Below are 26938 nucleotides of genomic sequence, written 5' to 3'. Positions count from 1 at the left end.
GGCGTCGTTCACCTGGGTAGACGCGGCGGCAGGGCCGATGTCAGGGTGCATCGTGCGGCGTTTCGTGCGGCGGCAGCCATACTTGCACGTCACCGGGCAGGCGCAGCACGCGCACGTGCAGTTGCGTGGCCAGCTGGTCACGGCTTTCGGCAGCACCATCGGCACCGCCGAGGAGGGTGACCGGTTGCTGGCGGAGCGCGGTGCCGATGACCCAGGTGTGGCCGCCGTGCCAGGTGTCCAATCCCTGCATGACCGTGGCCAGCGGTGCCGAGACCCAGTGCAGGCGACGCTCGCGCCAGGCCAGTGCGCCGCTTTCGATGTCGATGGCTGCGCTCGTGCCGTTGCCATCGAAGCGCATCTGCCGGCCTTCTTTCGCCTCTGCGTGGCCAGGGCCGCTGTCTACCCGCACCGCGTGTTCGGTAACGATCACCCTGCTGGCGTGTTCACCCACGGCGACATCGAAGGCGGTGCCCAGCGCGGTGACCGTGCCGTGCGGTGTGTGTACCTGGAACGGCCTGCCGGAGTCCGCAGCGACCTTGAACCAGGCCTGGCCGTGCTGCAGCTGCAGCTGCCGACGCGTGCCATCGATGCGCAGGTGCACTTCCGTGCCCGGGGCAAGCTGCAGGTGCGAGCCGTCCGGCAGGATTTCGTCGCGGGTCTGCCCAGCGGCCGTGCGCACCACCTGCGCGGCGGGCGGGGTTGCGTGGCGGCTGTACAGGCCGATCGCACACAACAGCAGGACCGCGATGCCGGCGTCGCGTACGCGGCGGCGCTGCCGTCGCTGCTGCTGCCGCTGCATGCTGGGCAGGCCCGTGCCGGCCTGCCAGAGTGCCTGCAGGTGCTGGTACTGCGCGGCGTGGCGAGGGTCGGCCGCATACCATCGGGCGAATGCGTTCTCGTCCCGGTGGCCGTCATGGCCGTCCAGCCACCAGCGGGCAGCTTCCTGGGCGATGGCGTCGTGGCTCACGCCTGCGGTACCTGCTGGACGGCAACCAGGGCACGCAGCAGGTGGCCGTGCGCGGTCTGCCGGGTGATGCCGAGCAGCCGACCGATCTCGGCCAGCCCCATCTGTTCCACCCTTGCCAGCAGGAATACCTGGCGGGATCGCGCAGGCAGGGCGGCGATGATCGCGTCGAGATGGCGCAGCTGTTCGGTGTCCAGCAGGCGCTGCTCAGGCAGCGGTGCCGGGTCGGCGATGGCCAGCAGCTGGGCGTCGTCGAGCGTTTCCTCGCGGCGACGCGTGCGCTGCCGATAGTGATCGGCGATCAGGTTATGGGCGACGCGATACAGGTAGGCGCGGCCGTTGCCCAGCAGTCCACTGGCAGCGACCTTGATGACACGCAGCCAGGTTTCCTGGACGACGTCGTCGGCGTCGCTGCGTTGCGGAAGTTTGCGGCGGACGTGGGCATGCAGCGGCCGGTAATGGGCTGCGCACAGATGCGCGACATCCGTCGGTTCGACAGGCGTGGACACAAGGCGGGCGGGGGACAGTAGGAAGGAACAGCCCGCGGCGGCAAGGGCAGCGGCTGCACCTTACAGCAAAGGAGAATCATTTGCATCATCGCGATCCGGCCGGTTGCAGCCGGGCGCCCGGTCAGGGGCCGCGGCTGGCGCTTCGCAGTTGCAGCAGCAGGCGGTGCGCCGGGAACGTGCGCAGCGTTGGGTGCCGGGATCGGTAGTAGGCGTCCCAGTAGCTCGCTGCGCGCTGGATGCAGCGATCCACGAAGGCAGGGTTCGCTCGCACCAGGGGCAGGTAGGCGGCCGGGCCGATCTGCTGCGCCTGCTGTTCGACGGCTACGGCGATCTCCTCGACGTACTCGCCGAGCAGCGCAAGGTGGAAGGCCAGGACCCACGGTGCCGATGCCGCGCCCAGTGTTTCAAGCGCGTGCTGGCGCAGATGGCCGTCCGGGTGGCGCGTCGCCACGCAGAGGCACAGCAGGCGCGCGTCGCCCTGCAGCGAGGAGGCGAGGCGCATCAAGCGTGTGCCATCGGCATAGAGGCGGCAGGGGAAGCGCAGTGCTTCTCCGTCGAGCTGGATCTGGTGCTGGGCAAGGTTCGGGTGGGGCGTTGCCTCGATGCGGCGCAGGCGGTGCTGCAGATCCGTGGCGATGTCGCGCAGATGGGCGGGTACGTCGAGCATCGGTCGAGTATCGCCGCCCTTGACGGCCGGGCCAATGGCCAGGCCAGGCCGTTCAGAGCGGCCGGTACTGGATCTGCGCCGCCAGCACGCGCAGGCCGTCGGCGCCGCTGGACAGGATGCGTTCCTCGCCCACGCCCTTCAGGCGCTGCAACTGGAAGCCGTCTTCGACGGGCAGGCGCGCGGCGAGGGCGTCCAGATGCTGCAGGGCACCCGGGCCCTCGCAGTCGAACTGCCCCCAGTATTGGCCGTGGCGGTGGATGGTCAGGCGGTAGTGCATCACGGGGTCTCCGGCAGGTGCTGCAACCACTGCGCGAACATGGCGTTGGCTGCAGCGGCCAGCGGCGCACCATAGCGGCGGGCCTGCGCGCGCAGGTCGTTGGGAACGATGCCGGCCTGGGCCAGTTCGAGGGTATGGCCGATCAGCCAGCGCTCGAACTGGCGGGCATCCAGTTCCGGATGGCATTGCAGGGCAAGGGCATGGAGGCCGACGGCGAAGGCCTGGTGGCGGCAGGCGGGGGGGCTGGCCAGGCGCTGGGCACCCTCTGGCAACTCGGAGGCTTCGCCGTGCCAGTGCAGCACCGGGATGCCCTGCAGGGCCTGCAACGGCGAGCGTTGGCCGTCTTCGGTCAGCAGCAGCGGGGCAAAGCCGATCTCCTTGCCGCCACTGGCCGCGACCGTGGCGCCCAAGGCGCGCGCCATCAACTGCGCGCCCAGGCAGATGCCCAGCGTCGGCCGCTGCTGCTGCAGGCGGCGTTGCAGCAGGGCGATGCTGTCGGCCACGAACGGGTAGAGGGCCGTGTCATTGACGCTGATCGGGCCGCCGAGCACGACCAGCAGGTCCGCCCGTTCGGCGGGCTCCAGCGGATCGACGCCGGCCTGCAGTACCTGCACGGTCCAGCCCTGCGCGTGCAGCAGGGGCTGCAGCGTGCCCAGGTCTTCGAAGGCGACGTGCTGCAGGACCACGGCGTGTTTGCCGGCCGAGGGCATCATGGGGATTCTCCTGCGCTGGGCCAGTAGGCGCTGTCCGGCGTGGCGCGGGCACCGAAGATCGCCTGGCCGACGCGTACCACGGTGGCGCCTTCTTCGATGGCCACCTCGAAATCTCCGGACATGCCCATCGAGAGCTGCGACAGGTCGACGCCCGCCGGCAGGCTGCGCTGCAACTGGTCGCGCAGCTCGCGAAGGCGCACGAAGCAGGCGCGCACCCGTACGACATCCGGGGTGAAGATGGCCAAGGTCATCAGCCCGCGCGCCCGCAGGCGGTCGAACGCAGGCAGATGCTGCACGAAGGCGGCGACGGCGTCGGGTTCCAGGCCGTACTTGCTGGGCTCGGCCGAGGTGTTGACCTGCACGAACACATCCAGCGTGCGGTCTTCCAGCTCCAGCCGCTGCTGCAGCGCTTCGGCTACGCGCAGGCTGTCCAGCGCCTGGAATTCGCTGGCGAAGCGGGCGACATACCGCGCTTTGTTGGTCTGCAGGTGGCCGATGACCGACCACTGCACGGCGAGGTCGGCCATGGCTTCGGCTTTGCGCTGGGCTTCCTGCACCTTGTTTTCGCCCAGGCTCAGGCAACCGGCGGCCACTGCCATGCGGATGCGTGCCTCATCCACGGTCTTGCTGACTGGCAGCAGGCGCACGCTGGCGGGGTCACGTCCGGCACGGCTGCAGGCTGCGGCGATGCGTTGGCGCACCGTGGCCAGGTTGGCGGCGATCTGTTCGACCGACTGTGCGACAGGCCAGTCGGCGTGGGCAAGGGGCATGGGGTACCTCCGGTGCGCGGTTGCCAGGGTGGGATACACTGGCACAGGACAAGATATAGTTTGGCATAGGACAAAATGAAAATCATCGGACGTAGCGCCGAGGCGATCTTCGACAGCATCCGCGAGGGCATCGGCAATGGCGAGCTGGCGGCGGGCAGCGTGCTGCCGCCGGTACGTGACCTGGCCGAGCGGCTCGGCGTGAACCGCAATACCGTGGCGGCCGCGTACAAGCGGCTGGACGCGGCGGGTCTGGCCAGTACGGCGGGCCGGCGTGGGACGATGGTGCGTGGGCCGGCACAGGCCGTGGCGCGTGAAGGCAGTGCGCCCGGGCTGGCCCTGCGCGACCTGGCGGGCGGCAATCCGGACCCGCGCCTGCTGCCCGCGTTGCGCCTGCAGGCGGCAGCCCCCAGGCTGTACGGGGCGGACACGGTGAGTGCGCGCATGCAGCGCCTGGCCCGTGCCGCGCTGGACCCGCATTGCCCGGCCGGCTATGCGCTGGAACTCACCCATGGTGCGGTGGATGGCATCGAGCGCCTGCTGGCGGCGTGGCTGCTGCCGGGTGACCGTATCGCGGTGGAGGATCCGTGCTTCCTCGGCAGCCTGAACGTGCTGGCGGCGGGCGGGCATGCGGTGCTGCCGGTGGCAGTGGACGCGCACGGCATGCAGGTGGAGGCGCTTCGCGCTGCGCTGGAGGCCGGTGCACGGGCGGTGCTGCTGACCCCGCGCGCGCACAACCCCACCGGCGCCAGCCTGGATGCGAAACGGGCGCGGGCGCTGCGCCAGCTGCTGGCGGGCTACCCGCAGGTGGCGATACTGATCGACGATCACTATGCGCTGCTTTCACAGCAGCCCTATCACTCGGTGCTCCCGGCCGATGACCGCTGCTGGGCGCTGCTGCGTTCCCTGTCCAAGGCACTGGGGCCCGACCTGCGGCTGGCGTGGCTGGGGTGTGACGAAGACACCGCCAGCCGTCTGCGTCTGCGGCTGGCCGCGGGTACCGGCTGGGTCAGCCACCTGCTGCAGGATGCGGCCAGTGCAGTGCTGGAATCGGCGCCGCAGCGGGCGAAGATCACCGCGGCGGGTGAGCGTTACCAGCAGCGGCTGCAGTCCTTGCAGGCACGGCTGCGCGAGCGCGGGGTGCAGACGCCGCTGCCGATGGAGGGGTTGAACCTGTGGCTGCCACTGCCGGGTGACAGCCACGCGCAGGTGCTGGCGCTGGCGGCGCGAGGCTGGCATGTGCGCGGTGGCGAGGTGTTTGCGGTAGCCGCCCCTGCGCATGGCCTGCGCATCACCTGCGCGGCGCTGTCCACGGCAGAGCTGCGGGCGCTGGCCGATGATCTGGTGGCGGTGTGCGGTCTGTAACGTCGAGCGTGCTCGGCTGTGCGGTTTGTAGAGTCGAGCTTGCTCGACTGCTGTTCGCGAATCAGTCGAGCAAGCTCGACTCTACAGAAGCATTGTCAATCAGGGGGCGGCGGTGGCGCCCGGGCGCACGTAGTAGGTCTGGCCGCTGTCGTCCAGGAACACCAGTTCCGGCTTGCCCTGCCATGAGGTGAGCATGGCGCCGGTGTTGTTCTGGTGCCGTAAGGTCAGGCTCGCGCCGCGATCGGGGTTGGCCACGACCTTGAAGACTTCGGTGGTGCCGCTGGCATCGTCCAGGGTCAGCAGGGCCTCGCCACCGCGATCACTGGTGCCGTAGCCGCCACGTTCGGAACCATCCGGGCCGAGCAGGATCATGCCGGACAACGCAGTGGCACGCGGGCCCTGGGGCTTGCCCTTGCTGAGCGGATCGGGCACGGGCGCGCCGAGGATGACCCGTGCCTGTCCCTTTTCATCGTGGATGACCAGGCCGCGGGCTTCGATCACCCGTTGTGGTGACTGGCTGTGGTGCAGGTTCCAGGCGGTCCAGCCGGAAACCAGCAGAGCGAGGGTGGAAACCCCCAGGGTGGTCAGCATCAGTGCGCGGGCCATCATGTCGTCCTTCCTTGGATGTGGCGACGATAGCGGATGCAAAAGCGGATGGGTAGAGTCGACCGTTGGTCGACTGCTCTTCGAACGGCGAGCAGAAATTCCGCGCTGGCACGCGGTAGTCGACCAACGGTCGACTCTACGCATCAATGGAAATCGCGGCTGTGGCTGCGCAGGCCCTGCAGCAGTTCGTCCAGGCAGAGCATGCGCTGCACGATCACATGCTGCACGCCATCCACACGTTCCAGGCGGCCGTCGATCTGCATCAGCTGGGTGTCGACCAGTACGCGGTGCTGGCGGTCTGCCACATGCCGCCAGACCACGGCGTTGATCATGCCGGTCTCGTCTTCCAGGGTGAAGAAGGTGACGCCGCTGGCGGTCTGCGGGCGCTGGCGCATGCGCACCAGCCCGGCGATGCGGACACGGCGGCCATGGCCGTGCCCGGCCAGTTGCGCGGCATCCAGGCAACCGCGGCTGCGCAGCTGCGCACGCAGGAAACTGATCGGGTGGCGACCGAGCGTGGTGCCGGTGCTGCGGTAATCCGCCTGCATGTCCTCCCATGCGCTGGGCAACGGCAGCGCCACGCGCGCTTCGGCAGTGGCACGGGCCTGGTCGAACAGCGGCAACCGGTTCTCCACGCCGGAAATATCCCAGCGCGCACGATGGCGATGACCACTGAGCCCACGCAGCGCGCCAGCATCGGCCAGCAGGCCCTGCTGGCGCCGGTCCAGCCCGGTGCGCTGGCAGAGGTCACCGACATCATCGAACGGGCGGCGTGCGCGTTCACGCATGAGGGCCTGCACGGCGGTTTCGCTGCAGCCGTCGATCAGGCGCAGGCCGAGGCGGATTGCCGCTGCGCCCTTGCTGAAATCCAGCGTGCAGTCCCAATCGCTGTGGCGCACATCCACCGGCAGCACGGTAATGCCATGCCGTCGCGCATCCTGCAGCAGCTGGTCGGGACTGTAGAAACCCAGTGGCTGGCTGTTGATCAGGCTGGCGGTGAAGGCGGCCGGATGGTGGCATTTGAGCCAGCAGCTGGCATAGGTGAGCAGGGCGAAACTGGCGGCATGGCTCTCGGGAAAACCGTAGCTGCCGAAGCCCTTGATCTGCTCGAACAGGCGTTCGCCGAATTCCAGGCTGTAGCCGTTCTTCAGCATGCCGGTCAGCAGCTTTTCGCGATGCGGCTCCAGGCCGCCATGGCGTTTCCAGGCGGCCATCGAGCGGCGCAGTGCATCGGCCTCGCCCGGGGTGTAGCTGGCGGCATCCACTGCCAGCTGCATCACCTGTTCCTGGAACAGCGGCACGCCCAGGGTGCGTGCGAACACGCGTTCCAGCTGCGGTGGATAGAGGGGGTTGTCCGGATCGCTCAAGGCTTCGGGGCCCTGTTCGCGCAGGATGCGCCGGCGTTCCAGGTAGGGGTGCACCATGTCACCCTGGATCGGACCGGGGCGCACGATGGCCACTTCGATCACCAGATCGTAGAAGCAGCGTGGCTGCATGCGCGGCAGCATCGCCATCTGCGCGCGCGATTCGATCTGGAACACACCAATGGTTTCGGCGGCGCAGATCATGTCGTAGGTGGGGCCGTCGTTGTCTGGAATCGCATCCATGCGCCCTTCGTGCAGGCCGTGCTGCTGCAGCATGGCCAGGCACTTGCGGATGGCGGTGAGCATGCCCAGCGCCAGGCAGTCGACCTTCATCAGCCCGGTGGCATCGAGATCATCCTTGTCCCACTGGATGACGGTTCGCCCGGCCATGGCGGCATTCTCCACCGGCACCAGCGTGGACAACGGGTGTTCGGAAATCACGAAGCCGCCCGGGTGCTGTGACAGGTGGCGGGGGAAATCGATCAGTTCTCCGGTGAGAGACAGCAGCCGGCGCATCAACGGTGTGTCCGGATCAAAGCCACGCTCGCGCAGGGTGTCCGGCAGCGGGATGTTGCCGCCCCAATGGTCCATCGCCGCGCCCAGCTCGTTCACCTGGTCCATCGGCAGGCCAAGCGCGCGGGCGACATCACGGATCGCGCTGCGCCCCCGGTAGCTGATCGCCACGGCTGTCAGCGCAGCGCGCTCGCGGCCATAGCGGGTGAATACGTACTGCAGCACTTCTTCGCGGCGCTCGTGCTCGAAATCAATGTCGATGTCCGGTGGTTCGTCGCGTTCTTCGGAGATGAAGCGCTCGAACAGCAGGTTGCTGCGCGCCGGATCGATCTCGGTGACGCCCAGCACGAAGCACACTGCCGAATTGGCCGCCGAGCCGCGCCCCTGGCAGAGGATCTTCTGCTGGCGGGCGAAGCGGACGATGTCCTGCACGGTGAGGAAGTAGGAGGCGTAGTTCTTCTTCGCGATCAGTAGCAGTTCGTGCTCGATCTGCCTGCGCTGCGCGGGCTGGATGCCTTGCGGCCATCGTTCGGGAATGCCTTCCTCCACCAGCGCGCGCAGCCAGCTGTCCGGCGTGTGTCCTTCGGGTACCAGCTCGCGCGGGTAGGTGTACTTCAATTCTGCCAGGGTGAAGTGGCAGCGTTCGGCGATGCGCACGGTCTCGGCCAGCAGTTCGGGCGGATACAGCCGGCCCAGCGCGCTGCGCGGGCGCAGGTGGCGTTCACCATTGGGGAACAGGCGCCAGCCGGCTTCGGCCACGCTGCAGCGGTGGCGGATCGCGGTGAGCGTGTCCTGCAGGGCGCGGCGGCGGCGCACATGCATGTGCACATCGCCGCTGGCCAGCAGGGGCAGCAGGTGCCGTTCGGCAAAGGCCTGCAGCTGCTGCAGGCGGCGCGCGTCGTCGTGCTCGTGGTGCAGTTCCACCGCCAGCCACAGGCGGTCGTGGAAGGCGGTGCGCAGCAGGGGCAGGTGGCTGGCATCCGGCTGCCGGTCCAGCCACAGGCACAGCAGACCGTCGGCCAGGCCGTGCAGATCCTCGCGCAGGCAGCGGTACTGGCCCTTGCCTGCGCGCCGCCGGCAGGTGGTGATCAGCTGGCACAGGCTGGCATAGGCCTCCTGGGTGGTGCACAGCAGGGCGATCTTCGGCCCCTCCTCGACCTGGAATTCGGCGCCGATGACCAGCGCCACACCATGGGTCTTCGCTGCCTGCCAGGCCCGCACGATGCCGGCCAGCGAGCACTCGTCGGTGATTGCCAGGGCGCGGTAGCCCAGGCCGGCGGCACGCGCGAACAGCTCATCGGCGGTGGATGCGCCGCGCTGGAAACTGAAGGCCGACAGGCAATGCAGTTCGGCATAGGCGGGGGAGGCGGTGTGCATGATGGTTCAACCGAACCAGCCGTGCAGCATCCACGGCGCATGCGGATCGTTGCGCGGGCGGAAGGCCCAGCCGCGCTGGCCGTGCGCGGTTTCCACCACGTAGTAATCGCGGCGGGCATCGGCGTGGTCCCACCAGCCCGATTCGATGCGCTCCGGCCCGGCGATGATGCGCAGGCGCGGGTCGCGCAGGGGTTGCGGCGTCTCCAGCAGCCAGCCGGGACGCAGTGGCCAGTATGCGGGCGGCCCGCTTGCGGGCTGGGTACCACTGGCATGTTCGGGGCGATGGTCGGCCTGTACCGCCAGCGGCTGTACGGCGTCATCGCCGAGGCGCGCGCGCAGGCGCTCGCGCAGCTGGGTCCACGGCATGGCCTGCGCCGGGCGCGTGTCGAACAGGTCGCGCGCGGCCGGCACGAACGGTGGCAGGTGTTCGGCCTGCAGGCGCAGCGCCCGGCTGCCGGCGGGCAGGGCAAAGGCTTCCATGCGGTTGCGGGCGATCTCGAACAGCAGCGCGGCATCGCGCTCAGGGGCCAGCAGGCCGATGGTCAGCACGCTGGCCGGCAGCAGGTCATGCTCGAAATACAGATCGAAGCGCTGCACGCCGCCGTCGCGCGAACAGAGGAAAGCGGCCAGGTCCAGCAGCAGGCGGCGCAGCGGAAACAGCAGGGCCTGGCTGGATTCGATCTCGTACTCGAATTCAATGCGTGCATTGAAACGGTCGGGCGGCTGGTAGTAGCGCAGTGGCGATGCGGGCAGGCCCCGCAATGCGTCCAGCTGCTGCAGCACATCAGGGGCGAAACGCCGGGCCAGGCTGTCGCGAGGCAGGTCGAGCGCCGCGCCCAGTGTGCGCAGGCCGGAGCGACCGAGCACGGTGACCGCCTCGGCGGGCAGGCCGCAGCGCGCCAAGGGCAACTGCGCCAGCAGGGCCGGCAACTGCTGCGCATCGACGCCCAGGCCGTCGTGCACGTTGGCCAGCACGCGCGCGGCATGCGGGGTGGGTGCGGCCACCAGACGGTGGCGCAGGCCCAGCTCGTGCAGGCCATCGCGCAGGCGCTGCCTGATCTTCAGCCAGTCACCGAACAGGGCACGGCTGGCGCCGATTTCCATGACCAGCGCATGCGGGAAATCGAGGCTGACCTGCGAACTGTAGGCATAGGCCCAACTGGCCAGCAGCTGACGGGTGTGCAGCTCGATAGCGGGGTCGTAGTCGTGCAGCTGCAGATCCTGCACCAGCACCTGCGCGGCCGACAGCAGCATGCCGGGGCGCAGGCCGGCCGCCCGCGCAGCGGGGCTGACCGCGCGCAGCACGCGGCGCTGTGCCGGCCCCTGCAGCAGCACCAGCGGTCGCTGCGGGTCCGGCTGCAGGCGCAGTACGCTGTCCAGCGCCAGTTGCGGCAACAACAGGCAGGCCCAGTGCATGGCGCGGCCTCAGTGGGCGACGGCCAGCGGCAGCGGCTGTGCGGGCGGCAAGCCGCCGCGGCACTTCAGCACCCGCACCTGGCCGTGGTCCAGCTGCAGGCGCAGGCTGGCCGGGGAAGGATTGCGCGCAGCGGACACGTCGCGGAACACGAAGCCCAGGCACTGGCCACTGTCGGCGGCCACCTGCAGGCGGCGCAGCGAACGGTCATCGGCCTGCTGCGGCTGCGGCCAGCACAGCACGGCAGCGCAGGCGGCCGAACGCAGGCACTGTTCAGCCGCCCAAAGCGCCTGCTTCGGTGCCGCCTGGATGATCTGCAGCTGGGCCAGGTCCAGTCCGGCCGCAGCCCAGGCCGGGGCATGCGGGCGGTAGGGCGGGGCGACCAGCACGATCGGCCGGTCGCGTTGGCTCAGCGTGGCCAGCGCCGGCCAGACCAGGGCCAGCTCACCCACCCCGGGCGCATCCTGCAGCACCTCGCACAGGCCACTGGCCGGCCAGCCGCCGCCGGGCAGGCGGGCGTCCAGCGCCGGGTGGCCACTGGCCAGATGACCGCTGGCCGGCCCGTTGCGCGCCGGGCCGCGCCACAGCTGGCGGCCGTCCAGCAGACGGTCGAGCGCGACGACAGCGCCCATCAGCCTGTCCCCCGGGGGAGGGGCCAATCAGGCTGGAAGCGACAGGAATGGACGGAAACGGCTGGCATGGAGCGAGTGTCGGCAGACCGGTATCAGGGGCTGGGACCAGACATGCTACTCGCCTTGTGAGTAGAATTACTAATGAAATTGGAGGGGCGGGTTTCAGGTTGCTGAAGGGGTAAAGCATCCCGCATGACGTGGATCTACGGGAGGGAGCCCGGCAGATCCAGGCCATGCACGGCCAAGGCCGGCACCCACCGGCACGGGTATTCCGGTTACGGGCGCACCGGCAGCGCAACCGGACGCAACGGCGCAGCATCGCCGCCGCGGATCTTCAACGGGCCGCCGATGAAGGCGAACTCGTAGACCTTGTCGCGGGCCAGTTCGTCCAGCGCCACCAGTTCGATGATCGGTGCGCCCTGCTGGGCCAGCAGGTAGGTGTGCAGCGGAACGTAGTCGTCGGACACCTCCGAGGGGAAGGTCTCGAAGCTGAGGTTGTCGGCACCGACGATCATCGCGCCGCTGTCTTCGACCAGGAAGCGCGCCGCGTCCAGGCCCATGCCCGGCGGGTTGGCCATGTACGCCTTCGGCTGTTCAAACAGGCGCATGCGGCCGGTGCGGATCAGCACAATGTCACCCTGCTGCAGCTTCACGTTCTGGCGTGCCAGCGCATCCTTCAGGTCCTGGCGGGTGACCCGGTAGCTGTCCGGCAGCATGTCCACGCCCTTGGTCCCGGCGACGTCGATCAGCACGCCACGCGCGATCAGCGGCGGGAACTTCTCGATGCCAGTGACGTTCCAGCCGCGATCGCCGAGATGCTGGTCGGCCTCGAAGCCGTTCCAGATCTTTCCGTGGATGCCGAAATGGTTCAGCGCATCGATGTGGGTGCCCGTGTGGCTGTACATCGAGAACGCGGTGCCGGTGTAGCTGCGGGTCAGGTTCATGCTTTCACCCACGCCCATCGGGTCGTCCATCACCGTGCCGCGTGGGGTGTGGGTCATCCAGAACTGGTAGTGCGGGTCACCGGCGTCCTGCCAGCTGGGCATGCCGACGTAGTACTCGGTCGCCAGGTCATAGGCCTTGCCGCCGCTGACCCGCGACAGGATCGCCGCGCGCGAAGCTTCGGTGATCAGGTTGAGGCGGCCGATCTCGTCCTTCGGCCCCCAGGGGCTGGTGCCGACCTGCTGGCCGGAGGGAACGCGTTCATGTGCATGCACGGTGGTGGATGCGGCGGTGCCGGCCAGCAGCAGGGACAGTGCGGTGGCCAAGGGACGTGAGGTCATGGGGGAATCTCCTTGCAGAGTGGGGGAAGGTGCGGCTCAGGCCGCGACCAGAGGGGCCAGGGCCTGGCGTAGTTGCGGCAACGGCAGGGTCTGCAGGCGCAGACCGTTGCCGCTGATCACGGTGGGAATGGAGCGGATGCCGAGGGCAGCGGCTTCGCTGCGGTCGGACTGCACGCGCTGGCGGACTTCGTCGCTGCGCATGTGGCCAGCGAAGGCACCGCGTGGGTGGCCCAGCGATTCGGCGATATCCAGCAGCACCTCGGCATCGCCGATGTTGCGGTGCTGGTGCAGGTGAGCCCACTGCACGGCATCGAACATCGTGCCATGGGCCTCGTTGCCGCCCAGCAGCCCTGCGGCCTGGCAGGCCAGTGCGCCGAGCCAGCCGGAGGGATACTCGAAATCCTGTGCGCGCATGCCTTCGATATCGATGCGCGCGCTGTCTTCATGCGCGGCGCAGTCGGTCCAGTGGCGCAGGATGATTGCCTTGGCGCACTGCATCGAGCCGAACACCTTGACCATCTGCGCGCGCGAGTCCTGCAGCACGAAGCTGCGATGACGCACCTGGATGCCGAGTTCGGCGGAGACCTGCTGCAGGCGCGGGGCCAGCACGAAGCACCAGCCGCAGACTACGTCGTGGAAGAAATCGACCACCGGCGCTGCGGTTGCGGGGGAAGGAGCGGAAGACATCTGCCTGCCATCGGTGAGAGGGGAGGCGGCAGAGTAGGCAGCGCGGCATGCCTGAAACAGCACGCCGCAGGCAGCTCAGTTTTCGCTGGTGGTTACGAATCCAGGCCGGGGCAGCCAGGCAGCTCGGCGTGCAGGAAATCGATGAAGGCACGTACCTTGGGCTGCAGGTGGCGCGAGGTGGGGTAGACCGCATGCACGAAGCGCGGCGGATACTGGTGGTCGGGCAGCACCTGCTGCAGTTCGCCACGGGCCAGTGCCGGCGCCGCCAGGAACGAGGGCAGGGCGCCGATGCCCATGCCGGCCACCAGCAGATCGCGCAGCATCAGGCTGTTGTTGGCGGTGACGCGAGCCGGCAGGGTGATCGTCACCTGGCCATCAGGGCCAAGCAGCGGCCAGCTGCCGGGTGAGTCGGACAGGCTGTAGGCCAGCACGCTGTGCGCCTGCAGGTCATCCACCGCTGCGGGTGCAGGGTGCTGCTGCAGGTAGGATGGCGCCGCGCACAGCACCTGCTGCAGCGAGGCCAGGCGCCGTGCCACCAGCCGCGAGTCATCCAGCTCGGCACGCAGCCGCAGCGACACATCGAAGCCTTCGCCGACGGCATCGAGCAGGCGGTCTTCCATCACCAGGTCCAGCGACACCTTCGGATGCTGCTGCAGGAAGCGCGGCAGCAACGGCGACAGTGTGCTCAAGGCAAAGGACTGCGGCGCATTTACGCGCAGCCGCCCCGCCACCTCGCCACGCTGTTCGGCAATGCCGCGTTCCAGTGCGTCCAGTTCGTCGAGCAGGCGGCAGCACTCGCGGTAGTAGGTATGGCCCGTCTCGGTCAGGCTCATGCGCCGCGTGGTCCGTTGCAGCAGGACCACGCCCAGGTGCGTTTCCAGCGCGCGCAGTTGCTTGCTCAACCCGGCCGATGACATGCCCAGGTCCTCGGCGGCGCGGGCCAGCCCGCCGCGCTCGACGATGCGACGGAAAGCGCGCATCAGGTTGAAGGAGTCCATGCCGGTCCCGGGCGCGAAGAAACCGCCATTGTAGATCCACGTCATGCCCACCACGCGGTTGCGTCGTTTGTTCAAGCCAGCCAGCCGAGCGCGGCGCCACCCTGCAGGCCCTTCATATTTCGGGTTGCCCATGAAGCTCTGGATCCTCCGCCTGTACGCTCCGCTGTTCCTGTTCGGTTTCCTCGCCGCCGCCATCGCCTGGGTCGGCCACCACCACGGCGACCCGCTGTGGCTGCTGGCCCTGCTGGCCCTCGCCATTGCCGTGTCCTTCATGGCCGAACGCCTCTGGCCGTACGATCCGTCGTTCAACCATGACCACGACGATCGCGTGCGCGACACCCTGCATGCACTGGTCAACGAAGGCCTGAACCTGCTGTCGATCACGGCCGTGCCGCTGCTGGCGGCGATCATTCCGTGGCAGGCGTGGCCGCAGCAGTGGCCGTTCGCGCTGCAGGTGCTGGTGGCCATCATCGCCGCCGATCTCGGCATCACCCTGGTGCACTACGCCAGCCATCGCATCGGCTGGTTGTGGCGGCTGCACGCGGTGCACCACAGCGTCACCCGCATGTACGGTTTCAACGGCCTGATGAAGCACCCGCTGCACCAGGCGGCCGAGGCGGTGGGCGGGGTGCTGCCGCTGCTGGCGCTGGGCCTGCCGATGCCGGTGGCCGCGGTGCTGGCCTTTGCCATCGCCATCCAGCTGCTGCTGCAGCATTCCAACGTGGATATGCGCCCGGGCGTACTCGGCCGGGTGATGGCCTGGGCACCACTGCACCGCTTCCACCACATGCGCTACGGCACCGCCGGCGACGTCAACTTCGGCCTGTTCCTGACCGTCTGGGACCGCCTGCTGGGTACCGCGTTCGATGCACCGGGCTACCGCTTGGGCGCACATGACCTGGGCATCGGCAGCCAGCCGGATTATCCGCGCGACTATGCCGGGCAACTGATGGCGCCGTTCCGCGAGCTGCCCCATGGGCAGGTGCCTGAAGTGCCTGAAGGCCTGCGCCGTCGTTGAGCATGCGCCTCAGGTGGCGCGCAGCTGCAGCCCCTGCAGCTGTGCCGCGCCGATGCCGAACATGCGGCGCAGGCTGCGCGACAGATGGGCCAGATCGGCGAAGCCTGCGGCGTGCGCACTGTCGGTCAGGCTGTGACCGTGCAGGTGGTGTGCCAGTGCGGTACGCAGGCGCTGCCACAGCACCCAGCCACGCAGGGTCACCGCCAGGTCCGACTGGAAACGCCGGTGCAGTTGGCTGGTTGACAGATGTGCGGCCCCGGCGATATCGGCGGCGGGCACCGGGCCGGGCAGGTGCTGGGCGATGCGTTCCAGAGCTACCTGCACGCGGCGATCCAACGGCTGCGCGCGGCTCAGCCGCGGCAGTCGCTCGTGCAGGACGCTGATATCGGCGGGCAGCTGGTGCAGGTGCTGCTGGATCTGTTCGAGATCGGCATGGGCCGGTTCGAGGAACAGCGTGCAGCCGTCCTGCGGCGCGGAGAGGATGGCATGCGGCACGAAGGACGGCAGCCACAGGCGTTGGCCGAGGTGCGGCACGCCGTCGATCTCCACCTGCCAGGGCGCCCCATCGCTGACCAGCAGCTGGTGGGCGTAGTGTGCGTGCGTGCCGCTGCCACCGGCATGGCCCTGCAGCAGGGCGGCGTGTGCATCCAGCAGCAGGGTGCCATTCCAGGGCAGGGCGGGGTGGGGCATGCCGCAATTGTAGATCCACGCCATGCGTGGATGGACCTCCATCGGACTTGAATATCTGGAGATCCGACCTCCGTGCCGACCAACGGTAGGCACCCACCATCAGCAGCAGCTCCCATCAGCAGCAGGTTCCAACAGCAGCAGGTTCCAACAGTTCGCAGGAAACTATCGAAGGCGGGGTGGGTCCGGTTGAGGGGGCGTGAGCGCCATGGATGGCGCGACCGAGGCTACATGGATGTATTTACGCCGTCCCCCTCAACCGGACCCACCCCGCCAACCCACGGAATGCAGGCTTTTGACGTTGACGTTGACGTTGACGTTAGCGGGTGCCGGGCGGCCGCCTGGCTGTCCCGTCACCGGCCGTGCGGGTCCGGGCGGTGGTGCACGTATTCGACCACGGTGCCATCGGGGTGCACGGCATTGAATGCCGCGCCCGTGGGCACGACCTGCAGCGGGAAGATGATCTCGGCGCCGGCGGCCACCAGCCGGTCGTGGTACGGCCGGACATCGTCGACCAGCAGGGTGCCGGTGGTGGAGGTGAACGGCGCCAGCGCATCATCGCTGCCTTCGATCAGCAGGAAGGCGCCGACCATGGCCAGGCGCAGGCCGGCATCGGGGAACGGAAAGCCGGCATCGGCCACTACGCCCTGCAGCTGCTCGTAGAACGCGACGCTGCGCTCCAGTCCGCCGGGGGTGACGAACACGCGGATCAGCACACGCGGGCTGCGCTGGCTGGAAGTATCACAGCGGTCGCGCCAGAGGTGGTCGAAAGTGCGGTGTACGTTCATGGGCTCGGTCCATCGCCGGGGACTCCCATTATCGGTACGCCCCTGCGGCCCGCTGATGACCGCCGGTGATGGCCTGATAACCATGCCGTCGCAGTGGCCTGTGACTTAGGTCCTGTTGACAGCCATCAATGCCCTCGCACAATCTTAACAAGATGGGTCGCTATGCGGCCCGGGCAGGCAGGTTGTCACGCCGGGAGGAGGGTCCCGAGCGCAGACCGGTCCGTCCCCTGGCCCGCGGTGTGTTGCCTGGCAACGCCCGCGCGGCATGAACGCTGCACCCTTCGGCGGCACTTTCCCTGGACCGATTGCCTTGGCAACGGAATTACGCCCGCCGATGAAAACGTTTACAAAGCCGCTTGCCCTGTCCCTTGCGCTGTCTGCCGCGCTGGCCGCCCCGGCCTGGGCCGACACGGCCGCCTTCACCGTGCTGACCCTGGAACAGGCACCGACCCAGGATGCAATCCCCGCCCTGGCTGCCCAGCTGAAATCCCTGAAGGTGGACGCGGTCAGCGTGCGCCAGGTGCAGCGCGGCATCGGCCAGGTCGACCCGCTGCAGCTGCTGGCCGACGGCCTGGGCTACGAATACCGCTTCATCGCCGCCGGCAAGGATGATGGCCAGACCCAGCAGGGCCAGGCCGTGCTGACCCGCCTGCCGATCGCCGCCGAATCCGGCCCCGACCAGCCGGGCCTGAACTACCTGCGCCTGGACGACGGCCGCCACACCGTGGCGCTGTACACCGATGCCGGCGCGGGCGCCGCCCGCCTGCCCGCCCTGGTCACCCGTTCACGCCTGGGCGCACCGGCGGTGCTGCTGGGCGCTGTGGCCGGTGAGTCGGCCAAGGCGGCCGGCTTCGACCCGGCCCGCGTGGCCCTGGAAGCCGATGCCAGCTACTTCAGCGATGGCTTCCAGGCGGCCAGCAGCGCGCCGTTCAAGATTGATGGCAGCACCCTGCGCGCGACCCTGCTGACCCTGGCCTACGTGGCCGACAGGGGCGGCGAGCAGCCATGGATGGACACCACCCTCAACGCCGATGCGCGCGCCGCCCTGCTGCTGAAGGCGATGACCGAGGACGAGAAGTTCCAGATGCTGCACAGCTACTTCGGGCTGGGCAAGGATGGCGGTCCGCTGCCGGAAGGTGCGGTGGGTTCGGCCGGTTTCGTGCCGGCGGTGCCGCGCCTGGGCATTCCGTCGCAGCAGTCGGCCGACGCCGGCGTGGGTGTCACCAATCCGGGTGGCATCCGCCCGGGCGACTTCGCCACCGCCATGCCGTCCGGCCCGTCCACCGCGTCCAGTTGGAACCGGGAAGTGGCGTTCGCAGGCGGTGCGACCATGGGCCGCGAGGCATGGCAGCAGCGCTTCAACATCCTGCTGTCGGGCAGCGTCAACCTGCAGCGTGACCCGCGCAACGGTCGCAATTTCGAGTATGCCGGCGAAGATCCCCTGCTGGCCGGTTCGATGGTCGGTGCGCTCATCCAGGGCGTGCAGAGCCAGCACGTGATCTCCTCGATGAAGCACTTCGCGCTGAACGACATGGAGACCCGCCGCAACTTCCACGATGTGCGCATCGGCGAACAGGCGATGCACGAATCGGATCTGCTGGCCTTCGAGATCGCGCTGGACGCAGGCCGCCCGGGCGTGGCGATGTGCTCGTACAACAAGATCAACGGCACCTACGGCTGCGAGAACGGCTACCTGATGAACCAGGTGCTGAAGCAGGAATGGAAGTTCCCCGGTTTCGTGATGTCCGACTGGGGCGGCGTGCACAGTGGCTCGAAGGCGGCGCTGGCCGGCCTGGACCAGCAGTCGGCCGGTGAAGTGTTCGACGCGGCGGTGTTCTTCGACGAACCGCTGCGCCTGGCCGTGCATGGCGGCGTGGTGCCGCAGGCGCGCCTGAACGACATGGTCGCGCGCATCCTGCGCACGATGTTCCTGCACGGCAACTTCGACAACCCGCCGCAGCACCAGAAGGTGGATGCCGAAGCCGGCTACGCTGTTGCCCAGCGCACGGTGGAAGAGGGCAGCGTGCTGCTGCGTAATGAAGGCAACCTGCTGCCGCTGGCTGACAGCGTGAAGCGCATCGTCATCATCGGCGGCCATGCCGACAAGGGCGTGATCGGTGGCGGTGGTTCGTCGATGGTGGGCGTGACCGCCAAGGGCACCAACGCGGTGCCGGGCGTGATGCCGACGACCTGGCCGGGCCCGGTGATCTTCCACCCGTCCTCGCCGCTGGAATCGCTGCGCGCAGCGCGTCCGGACGCGACCATCGAGTACGTGGACGGCACCAACGCCGCTGCGGCGGCCAAGGCCGCGGCGCAGGCCGACGTGGCCATCGTGTTCGCCACCCAGTGGGCGGCCGAATCGGTGGACCTGCCGGACATGCAGCTGCCCGACAACCAGGACGCGCTGATCTCGGCGGTGGCCAAGGCCAACCCGAAGACCGTGCTGGTGCTGGAAACCAACGGCCCGGTGCGCACCCCGTGGCTGGCACAGGTGCCGGCGATGCTGCAGGCCTGGTACCCGGGCATCCGTGGTGGCGAAGGCATCGCCGCGCTGCTCACCGGCCAGGCCAACCCGTCCGGCCGCCTGCCGGTGACCTGGGTGGTGGACGAATCGCAGCTGCCGCGTCCGCACATCGACGGGCTGGGCTTCAAGCCGAAGAAGGAATTCGGTGATGTGTTCGATTTCGATATCGAAGGCGCCAACGTCGGCTACAAGTGGATGGCGGCCAAGGGCCTGACCCCCACCTTCGCCTTCGGCCACGGCCTGTCCTACACCTCGTTCGCCTATGAAAACCTGAAGGTGAGCGTGGAAGGCTCGCGCCTGGTCGCCAGCGTGGACATCCGCAACACCGGCAAGCGTGCCGGTGCTGATGTGGCCCAGCTGTACCTGAAGCTGCCGGCCGGCAGCACGACGCCGATCCGCCTGATCGGCTATGACAAGGTGCAGCTGCAGCCGGGCGAACAGCGCCGCATCCGCATTGAAGCCGAGCCGAAGACGCTGGCCCACTACGATGCGCAGGCCCGCCACTGGAAGATTGATGGCGGTACCTACCAGGTGCAGCTGTCGCGCAACGCTGCCGAACCGCTGCAGGGCGTGGATGTGCAGCTGGTGGAGCAGGTGCTGCGCTGAAACTGCGGATTGTTGATGCCTGAGGACACGGCCCCGGAAGGGGCCGTGTCTGTTTGTGGATTGCCGCTGCGCTCGCCGGGCACGGCCCGGCGCTACCGGAATGTGGCCGCTGCGCCCGGCGTCCGCCGTCATCAGCCGGGTGTGCCGCCAAACCAACCCCGCAGGAAATCGATCAACTGCCGCACCTTCGGCGAGGGCTGCGTACTGTGCGGGTAGACCGAGTACACGCTCTGCTGCGGGAAACGGTGCTGGCGCAGCACCTGCCGCAGGCGATCCAGGGCCAGGTCGTCCTCGATCAGCCAGCGCGGCAGCACGGTCACTCCGGCACCGGCCAGAGCGAAGGCGCGCAGGCTGCTGGCGCCGTCCACGCGCACCACGGCATTTCCCGGATTGGTGGCAAACAACGCGTCGCTGCCATCGGGCGCAACCACCGGCACATCGGTCAGGCGTGGATAGCCCAGGCGGGGCAGGCTGCCCAGCTGCACGGGATCATCGGCCGCATCGGCAGAGGGCAGGCGTGCCAGCAGTGAAGGCGCCGCCACCGCGCACAGCGGGTGGCGTTCCAGCTCGCTGGCGTGCAGGCCTGAATCCGCCAGCCGGCCAAGGCGGATGGCCAGGTCGAAGCGCTCGGGAATCAGGTCGGCCGGTGCTGGCGACGTGGACAGATGCAGCTGCAGCGCCGGATGCCGTGCGCGGAATGCCTCCAGCGCCGGGATCAGGCGCAGCTGCGCGTACTCCGGCGTGGTGGTCAGGCGCAGCGTGCCCTGCAGCTGGTGCTGGTCGCGGCGCGCGGCATCGATGGCCGCCTGCGCTGCCTCAAGTGCCTGCACGCAGTGCTGCAGGAACCGTTCGCCGGCCTCGGTCAGCGCCAGGTGGCGGGTACTGCGCAGCAGCAGGGTCACGCCCAGCTCCTGCTCCAGCCGCTTCAGGTTGAAGCTGACCACCGCGCGGCTCAGGCCCAGGCGCTCGGCGGCTGCGGTGAGGCTGCCGGCGTCGACCACGGCACGGAAGATGTCAAAGCGGTCCAAGCTGACCATGGCAATTCATTGTCAAAACAGATTTGACAGTGTTGCAGCTCGTGTCGTGTTTTTCCAACAAATTGCAAAGGGCATGCTGGCCGCTTCCCCGCTGGAGCGCCGTCGATGCCCTCTCCTCGCCTGCGCCATGAGGCGATCTTCCTGCTGGTGTTCGCGCTGGACCTGGTCAACATGTTCATCGCCACGGTGGCCTACCCGGCGCTGGCATCCGAACTGCAGGCGGACATCAGCACCCTGGCATGGGTCGGCACGGCCTACATGCTGGGCTTGAGCGTGGTGATTCCACTGGCGCCATGGCTGGCCGCGCGCTGTGGCGAGCGCCGCCTGCTGCTGCTGGCGCTGCTGCTGTTCGCGTTGGCGGCGGCCTTGGCCGGTGCGGCGCCGGGTATCGGCTGGCTGCTCGGATGGCGGCTGCTGCAGGGCCTGGCTGGCGGCCTGCTGATTCCGGTCGCGCAGGCCGCGGCCTACCGGCAATGCAGCCCTGAGCAGCGTGGCGCGCTGACCCGGCGGATCCTGCTGGTGGCGCTGCTGGTACCGGCGCTGGCGCCGGCGCTGGGCGGGCTGCTGGTGCAGTGGCTGTCCTGGCGGGGCGTGCTCTGGGCCAGCCTGCCCCTGGCACTGGCGGCGATGGGCCTGGTGCTGGCCTGGATGCCGGCCGATGGCCAGCGCACTGCCCCCCGCCTGCAGGCCTGTGCGCTGGCCACCGCGATGAGCGCACTGGGCGTGCTGCTGCTGGCGCTGACCTGGCTGGGCGAACCCGGCCACCGGATTGCCGGCGCGGTGCTGTTGCTGCTGGCGCTGGTGCTGGCCACTGCCCACCTGCGCCACGCGCGCCAGCAGGCACAGCCGCTGCTGCGCTGGTCGCTGTTGTCCCATCGCGGGCTGAGGCTGGCAATGCTGGTCTATCTGGCGGTGCCAGGCGTTTTCATCGGCAGCCAGCTGGCCAGCACGCTGCAGCTGCACCAGGCGGGCTACAGCGCTGCGCGCATCGGTGCATTGATGCTGCCCTGGGCGCTGGCATCGGCGCTGGCAATCACCGGCAGCCGTCGCCTGCTGGCGCGTTTCGGTCCGGCGGCGGTGCTGCGCGGTGGCATGCTGCTGCAGGCCAGCGGACTGATGTTGATGGCGCTGTTGCCGCAGCCCCCGTTTGCGCTGGCAGCGCTGTTGTACGCGTTGATGGGCGCCGGCGGCAGCCTGTGCAGCAGCACCGCACAGACGCTGGCCTTCCACGGTGTGGAGGGTGAAGCGCTGGGTGATGCCAGCGCGCTGTGGAATCTCAACCGCCAGCTCAGCTTCTGTCTCGGCACCGCCGCCATCGCGCTGCTGCTGGCCCTGGCCCTGCAATGGCTGCCGGCCCAGGCCACTGGTGTGGCGCTGGGCCTGGCCGCTGTCCTTACCCTGCTGCCGATGGCGCTGTTGCGCCGTTCGCAGCCACTGACCCTTGCGCAACCGGAGCATGCCTGATGCAACACACGGCCGAACATGAAATCCACGAACTGCACGACACGCTGCAGGCCTGGTTCCGCGCCGAGGTGGGCGCCGAAGCACTCGACGATCTGATGGCGCACTTCTGCGCGGATTTCAGCATGGTCGGCATCGCCGGGCGGCGCCTGGATCGGCAGGCGGTACAGGCGTTGTTCGTTGGCGGGCATGGGGCGCGGCCTGGCCTGCGCATCGCCATCGACGCCGTGCTGGCGACCGAGGCGCCGCCATCGCTGGCGGTGTTGCGTTACCGCGAAGGGCACGCCGTGGGCGATGGGGCGGTCGTGTGGCGGGAATCGCTGGCGGTGCTGCGGCAGGAGCAGGGGCGTTGGCGCTGGTTGGCGCTGCATGAGGTGGCAACAGCCTGATCGGTAGTGCCGGCCAGCGGCCAGCACTACCGTCTGCCCGGCGAGCGCTGCCCTGCACCGGTTGGCATGTGCCATCAGTCCTGCCCCCAAAGAGCGTAGAACGCAAAGCTTGCACACACCTTACCGGGCAGGGCAGGAGTAGGCTTGGGACTTTCCTGCCGGGAGGGGTTTCCATGCGTGTGCGTGCCGTTGCTGTAGCCATCGCCCTTTGCCTGTCCAGCACCGTGCTGGCCGCCGATACCCCGCCGATGACCCCGGACATCAGCGGAAAGCCCTTCGTGGCCCCCGATGTCGGCCGCGACTATGACAAGCGCGTGGTGATGGTACCGATGCGTGATGGCACCCGGCTGTACACCGTCATCGTGGTGCCCAAGGGAGCGCACAACGCACCGATCCTGCTGACCCGCACGCCCTACGATGCCGCTGGCCGCGCCAGCCGCACCGATTCGCCGCGCATGCGTGACATGCTGCCGCAGGGCGATGAAGTGTTCGTCGATGGCGGCTACATCCGCGTGTTCCAGGACATCCGCGGCAAGTACGGTTCCGAAGGCGATTACGTGATGACCCGGCCGCTGCGCGGGCCGCTGAACAACACCAAGGTGGACCATTCCACCGACGCCTGGGACACCATCGACTGGCTGGTCAAGCATGTGCCGGAAACCAACGGCAAGGTCGGCATGCTGGGCTCGTCGTATGAAGGGTTCACCGTGGTGATGGCGTTGACCGACCCGCACCCCGCACTGAAGGTGGCCGCGCCGCAGAGCCCCATGGTCGATGGCTGGATGGGCGATGACTGGCTCAACTACGGTGCATTCCGCCAGGTCAACTTCAACTACTTCGCCATGCAGACCGAGAAGCGCGGCAAGGGCACGCCGCTGCCCAGCCTCGGCTACGACGACTACAGCACGTTCCTGCGCATCGGCTCGGCTGGAGACTACGCACGCTTCACCGGCGTGGACCAGCTGACCTGGTGGAAGAAGCTGGTGCAGCACCCGGCCTACGATGCGTTCTGGCAGGGCCAGGCGCTGGATGCGGTGATGGCGAAGACACCGTTGAAGGTGCCGACGATGTGGCTGCAGGGCCTGTGGGACCAGGAAGACATGTGGGGTGCCAACCACGCCTACCAGGCGATGGAGGGCCGCGACACCGGCAACACCCTCAACTACCTGGTGATGGGGCCGTGGCGGCACAGCCAGGTGAACTACACCGGCAGCGAACTGGGCGCGCTGAAATTCGACGGCGATACCGCGCTGCAGTTCCGCCGCGACGTACTCAAGCCCTTCTTCGACCAGTATCTGGTGGATGGCGCGCCGAAGGCCGACACGCCGCCGGTGCTGATCTACAACACGGGCGAGAACCACTGGGATCGCCTGCAGGGCTGGCCGCGCAGCTGCGACAAGGGCTGCACGGCGGCCAGCAAGCCGCTGTACCTGCGTGCCGGTGGCAAGCTGGCCTTCCAGGCACCCGCGGCGGGTGAGGGCGAGTTCGAGGAGTACGTCTCCGACCCGGCCAAGCCGGTGCCGTTCGTGCCGCGGCCGGTGCGTTTCGGTGACCGCGACATGTGGACCACCTGGCTGGTGAAGGACCAGCGGTTCGTCGATGGGCGGCCGGACGTGTTGACCTTCATCACTGAGCCATTGAGCGAGCCACTGCGCATCGGCGGCGCGCCGGTCGTGCATCTGCAGGCATCGACCAGCGGCACGGACAGCGATTGGGTGGTGAAGCTGATTGACGTCTACCCGGACCAGGAAGCATCGACGCCGGAGATGGGCGGTTACGAGCTGCCGGTGTCGCTGGCGATCTTCCGTGGCCGCTACCGCGAGAGTTTCAGCGCACCGAAGGCACTGGCCGCAAACCAGGTGCTGCCGTACCGCTTTGACCTGTCCAACGCCAACCATGTGTTCCAGAAGGGGCACCGGGTGATGGTGCAGGTGCAATCGAGCCTGTTCCCGCTGTACGACCGCAACCCGCAGACCTACGTGCCGAACATCTACCTGGCCAAGCCGGGCGATTACCAGAAGGCGACGCAGCGGGTGTGGCACAGCGCAGCGCAGGCCAGCTACATCGATCTGCCGGTGTATTGAGCCCGCCGGCAGGCACCCGATCCAGGCAACGCCGGCCGCTGGCCGGCATGCAGTCCAGGCAACGCCGGCCGCCGACCGGCACACAATCCAGGTAGCACCGGTCGCTGGCCGGCAGAGGGTTCAACCACCCAATGCGGGGTAGTCGGTATAGCCGCGTTCACCACCGCCATACAGCGTTGCCGGGTCGAGGTCAGCCAGCGCGGCGCCGCTGCGCAGGCGGGCCACAAGATCGGGATTGGCGATGAAAGGCCGGCCAAAGGCCACCATGTCAGCGTAGCCGCGCGCGATGGCCTGCTCGGCACGTGCCGCGTCGTAGCCATTGTTGGCAATCCACGGGCCACGGAAGCGCGCACGCAGGCCGGCGTAGTCGAAGGCCAGGTTGTCACGGTCGCCGCCGGTGGCACCTTCGATGACATGGATGAAGGCCAGGCCCTCGATCGTGTCCAGGCGCTCCACCGCGCGGTCGAACAGCGGCTGCGGATTGCTGTCGTGCGCATCGTTGACCGGCGTTACCGGCGACAGGCGCACGCCGGTACGGCCCGCACCGATGGCTTCGGCTACCGCACTGACCACCTCATACAGCAAGCGCGTACGGTTTTCGATGCTGCCACCGTAGGCATCGCTGCGGTGATTGCTGCCGTCACGCAGGAACTGGTCGATCAGGTAGCCGTTGGCCGCGTGCACTTCCACACCGTCAAAGCCAGCAGCCATCGCATTGCGGGCCGCAATGCGGTAATCCTCGATCAGCGCCGGGATCTCTTCAATGGCCAGTGCACGCGGCGCGGAAACATCCTCGAAGCCGTTCGCGGTAAAGGTCTTGCCATTGGCCCGGATCGCACTCGGTGCCACCGGCACCTCGCCTTCCGGCAGCAAGCTGGTGTGAGAAATACGGCCCACATGCCAGAGCTGCAGCACGATGCGTCCGCCTTCGGCATGCACCGCATCGGTGATGGACTTCCACGCAGCCACCTGCGCCGCGCTGTAGATGCCCGGGGTGTCCAGGTAGCCCTGGCCGAGCGGACTGATCTGCGTGGCCTCGGCGATGATCAGGCCGGCGCTGGCACGTTGCCGGTAGTAGGTGATCGCGAGCGGTGAAGGCACGCGGTCGGGCAGGGCGCGGTTGCGCGTCAGCGGTGCCATGGCAATGCGGTTGGCCACGGCGATATCGCCAAGGCGTGCAGGCGTGAACAGCAGATCGGCGGCAGGGCTCATCGGAAGTTCCACTGGGGAAGGGGGTGCGTCTGAGCATAGGCGCGAACGCGTTGCAGCGATGGGAAGGATCGTTGCAGCCCCTGCGCCACGAAACTCAACAGAGATGGCACCTCCGTAACACGGGCAGGCGTACCGTCATCAACAGGCGGACCCGTTCCGCAGCGCTTACCAACACGTGGAGAACACAGATGATCGACTACCAGCTCAAGGGCAAGACCGCGATCGTGACCGGCGGTGTGTCCGGCATCGGCCTCGCCGTGGCCGAACTGCTTGCCGCATCGGGCGCCCGTATTTCGGTGTGGGATCTGAAGCAGGATGCGGTGGATGCCACGGTGCAGACCTTGAAGGCCAAGGGCGTGCAGGCCATCGGCATTGCACTGGACGTGACCGATGAAGCTGCGGTGGAAGCCGCCGTGCAGCGCACGGTGAAGGAACTGGGGAGCATCGACGTTGCGGTGAACAATGCCGGCATCGGCGGCCCGTCAGAGAGCAGTGGCGATTATCCGATCGATGGCTGGAAGCGCGTGGTGGATGTGAACCTGACCAGCGTGTTCCTGTGCCAGCGTGCGCAGATCCAGGCGATGCGGGCGGCGGGCAAGGGCGGCAGCATCATCAACATGGCCTCGATTCTTGGCCAGGTGGGTTATGCGGGTTCTACTGCTTACGTGGCGGCCAAGCACGGCGTGGTCGGCCTGACCCAGACCGCTGCGTGGGAACACGCCGCCGATGGCATCCGCATCAACGCGGTCGGCCCGGGCTTCATCGCCACGCCGCTGCTGGAGAAGATGGATGCGAAGGTGCGGGCGACGCTGGAAAGCCGCCATGCGCTCAAGCGCCTGGGAACGCCGGACGAAGTGGCCGCGCTGGTCGCCTGGCTGGCCAGTGATGACGCGTCGTTCGCGACCGGCACCTACTACGCGATCGATGGTGGCTACCTGGCGCAGTGATGCGCTGAGGGGGCACGGCGCCGGGCATCGCGTGGCGCCGGCGGGTGAA

24 protein-coding genes are annotated in these 26938 nt (G+C 68.3%); 7 read left to right on the top strand and 17 right to left on the bottom strand.

Annotated features, from left to right (window positions below; genetic code table 11):
* Nucleotides 1-40: 40 nt before the first annotated feature.
* From C1924_RS11625 to C1924_RS11600, 6 genes are all read right to left on the bottom strand, one after another.
* The gene (locus C1924_RS11625) at nucleotides 41-967 is read right to left on the bottom strand and encodes a FecR domain-containing protein (RefSeq protein ID WP_108765444.1); all 927 of its coding nucleotides are present in this window, start codon (nucleotides 965-967) and stop codon (nucleotides 41-43) included.
* Complete coding sequence (locus tag C1924_RS11620) at nucleotides 964-1473, bottom strand: RNA polymerase sigma factor (protein ID WP_108765443.1); 510 nt, start codon at nucleotides 1471-1473, stop codon at nucleotides 964-966. The genes C1924_RS11625 and C1924_RS11620 overlap by 4 nt, the downstream gene beginning before the upstream one ends.
* Before the next feature lie 121 nt (nucleotides 1474-1594).
* Nucleotides 1595-2140 carry a hypothetical protein gene (locus C1924_RS11615; RefSeq protein ID WP_108765442.1) on the bottom strand — a complete coding sequence of 182 codons (546 nt, stop codon included), beginning with the start codon at nucleotides 2138-2140 and terminating at the stop codon, nucleotides 1595-1597.
* A 52-nt stretch (nucleotides 2141-2192) separates the two neighbouring features.
* Nucleotides 2193-2417 (bottom strand): hypothetical protein, encoded by a 225-nt coding sequence (locus C1924_RS11610; RefSeq protein ID WP_108765441.1) that lies wholly within the window; start codon nucleotides 2415-2417, stop codon nucleotides 2193-2195.
* Nucleotides 2417-3130: a glutamine amidotransferase gene (locus C1924_RS11605; protein ID WP_174208959.1), complete on the bottom strand. Its 714-nt coding sequence runs from the start codon at nucleotides 3128-3130 to the stop codon at nucleotides 2417-2419. The genes C1924_RS11610 and C1924_RS11605 overlap by 1 nt, the downstream gene beginning before the upstream one ends.
* Nucleotides 3127-3900 (bottom strand): YggS family pyridoxal phosphate-dependent enzyme, encoded by a 774-nt coding sequence (locus C1924_RS11600; RefSeq protein WP_108765440.1) that lies wholly within the window; start codon nucleotides 3898-3900, stop codon nucleotides 3127-3129. Before C1924_RS11600 ends, C1924_RS11605 begins: the two co-directional genes overlap by 4 nt.
* Before the next feature lie 75 nt (nucleotides 3901-3975).
* Between C1924_RS11600 and ptsJ the strand changes: the two genes are divergently transcribed.
* Nucleotides 3976-5262, top strand: coding sequence for a transcriptional regulator PtsJ (gene ptsJ / locus C1924_RS11595; RefSeq protein WP_108765439.1), 1287 nt, complete (start codon nucleotides 3976-3978; stop codon nucleotides 5260-5262).
* Nucleotides 5263-5361: 99 nt separating this feature from the next.
* Here ptsJ and C1924_RS11590 read toward each other — a convergent pair whose 3' ends face one another.
* The 7 genes from C1924_RS11590 to C1924_RS11560 form a co-directional block, all read right to left on the bottom strand.
* Nucleotides 5362-5868: a hypothetical protein gene (locus tag C1924_RS11590; protein ID WP_108767044.1), complete on the bottom strand. Its 507-nt coding sequence runs from the start codon at nucleotides 5866-5868 to the stop codon at nucleotides 5362-5364.
* A 143-nt stretch (nucleotides 5869-6011) separates the two neighbouring features.
* On the bottom strand, nucleotides 6012-9122 hold the full coding sequence (locus tag C1924_RS11585; RefSeq protein WP_108765438.1) for an error-prone DNA polymerase: 3111 nt from the start codon (nucleotides 9120-9122) through the stop codon (nucleotides 6012-6014).
* Between the two features lie 6 nt (nucleotides 9123-9128).
* Nucleotides 9129-10538 (bottom strand): DNA polymerase Y family protein, encoded by a 1410-nt coding sequence (locus C1924_RS11580; protein WP_108765437.1) that lies wholly within the window; start codon nucleotides 10536-10538, stop codon nucleotides 9129-9131.
* Between the two features lie 9 nt (nucleotides 10539-10547).
* A complete protein-coding gene (gene imuA / locus C1924_RS11575; RefSeq protein WP_108765436.1) occupies nucleotides 10548-11168 on the bottom strand; it encodes a translesion DNA synthesis-associated protein ImuA in 621 nt (206 codons plus the stop codon).
* Nucleotides 11169-11443: 275 nt separating this feature from the next.
* Nucleotides 11444-12451: a cyclase family protein gene (locus C1924_RS11570; protein WP_108765435.1), complete on the bottom strand. Its 1008-nt coding sequence runs from the start codon at nucleotides 12449-12451 to the stop codon at nucleotides 11444-11446.
* 36 nt (nucleotides 12452-12487) lie between these two features.
* Nucleotides 12488-13138 carry a DsbA family protein gene (locus tag C1924_RS11565; protein WP_108765434.1) on the bottom strand — a complete coding sequence of 217 codons (651 nt, stop codon included), beginning with the start codon at nucleotides 13136-13138 and terminating at the stop codon, nucleotides 12488-12490.
* Nucleotides 13139-13230: 92 nt separating this feature from the next.
* A complete protein-coding gene (locus C1924_RS11560; protein WP_174208993.1) occupies nucleotides 13231-14181 on the bottom strand; it encodes a LysR family transcriptional regulator in 951 nt (316 codons plus the stop codon).
* Nucleotides 14182-14266: 85 nt separating this feature from the next.
* Between C1924_RS11560 and C1924_RS11555 the strand changes: the two genes are divergently transcribed.
* Nucleotides 14267-15154, top strand: coding sequence for a sterol desaturase family protein (locus tag C1924_RS11555; RefSeq protein WP_108765433.1), 888 nt, complete (start codon nucleotides 14267-14269; stop codon nucleotides 15152-15154).
* Between the two features lie 9 nt (nucleotides 15155-15163).
* Here the strand turns inward: C1924_RS11555 and C1924_RS11550 are convergent, their stop codons facing one another.
* Nucleotides 15164-15868 carry an AraC family transcriptional regulator gene (locus tag C1924_RS11550; protein ID WP_108765432.1) on the bottom strand — a complete coding sequence of 235 codons (705 nt, stop codon included), beginning with the start codon at nucleotides 15866-15868 and terminating at the stop codon, nucleotides 15164-15166.
* A 326-nt stretch (nucleotides 15869-16194) separates the two neighbouring features.
* Nucleotides 16195-16629, bottom strand: a complete 435-nt coding sequence (locus tag C1924_RS11545) for a glyoxalase (protein WP_108765431.1) — start codon at nucleotides 16627-16629, stop codon at nucleotides 16195-16197.
* Between the two features lie 334 nt (nucleotides 16630-16963).
* On the opposite strand from C1924_RS11545, the gene C1924_RS11540 reads away from it, so the two are divergent.
* Entirely contained in the window at nucleotides 16964-19759 is a 2796-nt protein-coding gene (locus tag C1924_RS11540) for a glycoside hydrolase family 3 C-terminal domain-containing protein (protein WP_108765430.1), read from the top strand.
* Nucleotides 19760-19890: 131 nt separating this feature from the next.
* On the opposite strand, the gene C1924_RS11535 is transcribed toward C1924_RS11540, so the two are convergent.
* Nucleotides 19891-20796 carry a LysR family transcriptional regulator gene (locus tag C1924_RS11535; protein ID WP_108765429.1) on the bottom strand — a complete coding sequence of 302 codons (906 nt, stop codon included), beginning with the start codon at nucleotides 20794-20796 and terminating at the stop codon, nucleotides 19891-19893.
* Between the two features lie 105 nt (nucleotides 20797-20901).
* On the opposite strand from C1924_RS11535, the gene C1924_RS11530 reads away from it, so the two are divergent.
* The 3 genes from C1924_RS11530 (at nucleotide 20902) to C1924_RS11520 (ending at nucleotide 24730) form a co-directional block, all read left to right on the top strand.
* Complete coding sequence (locus C1924_RS11530) at nucleotides 20902-22260, top strand: MFS transporter (RefSeq protein WP_108765428.1); 1359 nt, start codon at nucleotides 20902-20904, stop codon at nucleotides 22258-22260.
* The gene (locus C1924_RS11525) at nucleotides 22260-22646 is read left to right on the top strand and encodes a DUF4440 domain-containing protein (protein WP_108765427.1); all 387 of its coding nucleotides are present in this window, start codon (nucleotides 22260-22262) and stop codon (nucleotides 22644-22646) included. Before C1924_RS11530 ends, C1924_RS11525 begins: the two co-directional genes overlap by 1 nt.
* A 173-nt stretch (nucleotides 22647-22819) precedes the next feature.
* The gene (locus C1924_RS11520) at nucleotides 22820-24730 is read left to right on the top strand and encodes a CocE/NonD family hydrolase (protein ID WP_108765426.1); all 1911 of its coding nucleotides are present in this window, start codon (nucleotides 22820-22822) and stop codon (nucleotides 24728-24730) included.
* Between the two features lie 120 nt (nucleotides 24731-24850).
* On the opposite strand, the gene C1924_RS11515 is transcribed toward C1924_RS11520, so the two are convergent.
* Nucleotides 24851-25942, bottom strand: coding sequence for an alkene reductase (locus C1924_RS11515; RefSeq protein ID WP_108765425.1), 1092 nt, complete (start codon nucleotides 25940-25942; stop codon nucleotides 24851-24853).
* Between the two features lie 188 nt (nucleotides 25943-26130).
* On the opposite strand from C1924_RS11515, the gene C1924_RS11510 reads away from it, so the two are divergent.
* The gene (locus tag C1924_RS11510) at nucleotides 26131-26889 is read left to right on the top strand and encodes an SDR family NAD(P)-dependent oxidoreductase (protein ID WP_108765424.1); all 759 of its coding nucleotides are present in this window, start codon (nucleotides 26131-26133) and stop codon (nucleotides 26887-26889) included.
* Nucleotides 26890-26938 lie beyond the last annotated feature (49 nt).

It is taken from the genome of Stenotrophomonas sp. ESTM1D_MKCIP4_1 (assembly GCF_003086895.1).
Lineage (GTDB): Bacteria > Pseudomonadota > Gammaproteobacteria > Xanthomonadales > Xanthomonadaceae > Stenotrophomonas.
The sequence above is the reverse complement of the archived record's forward strand: the minus strand, read 5'-3'. Positions and strand labels throughout refer to the sequence as shown.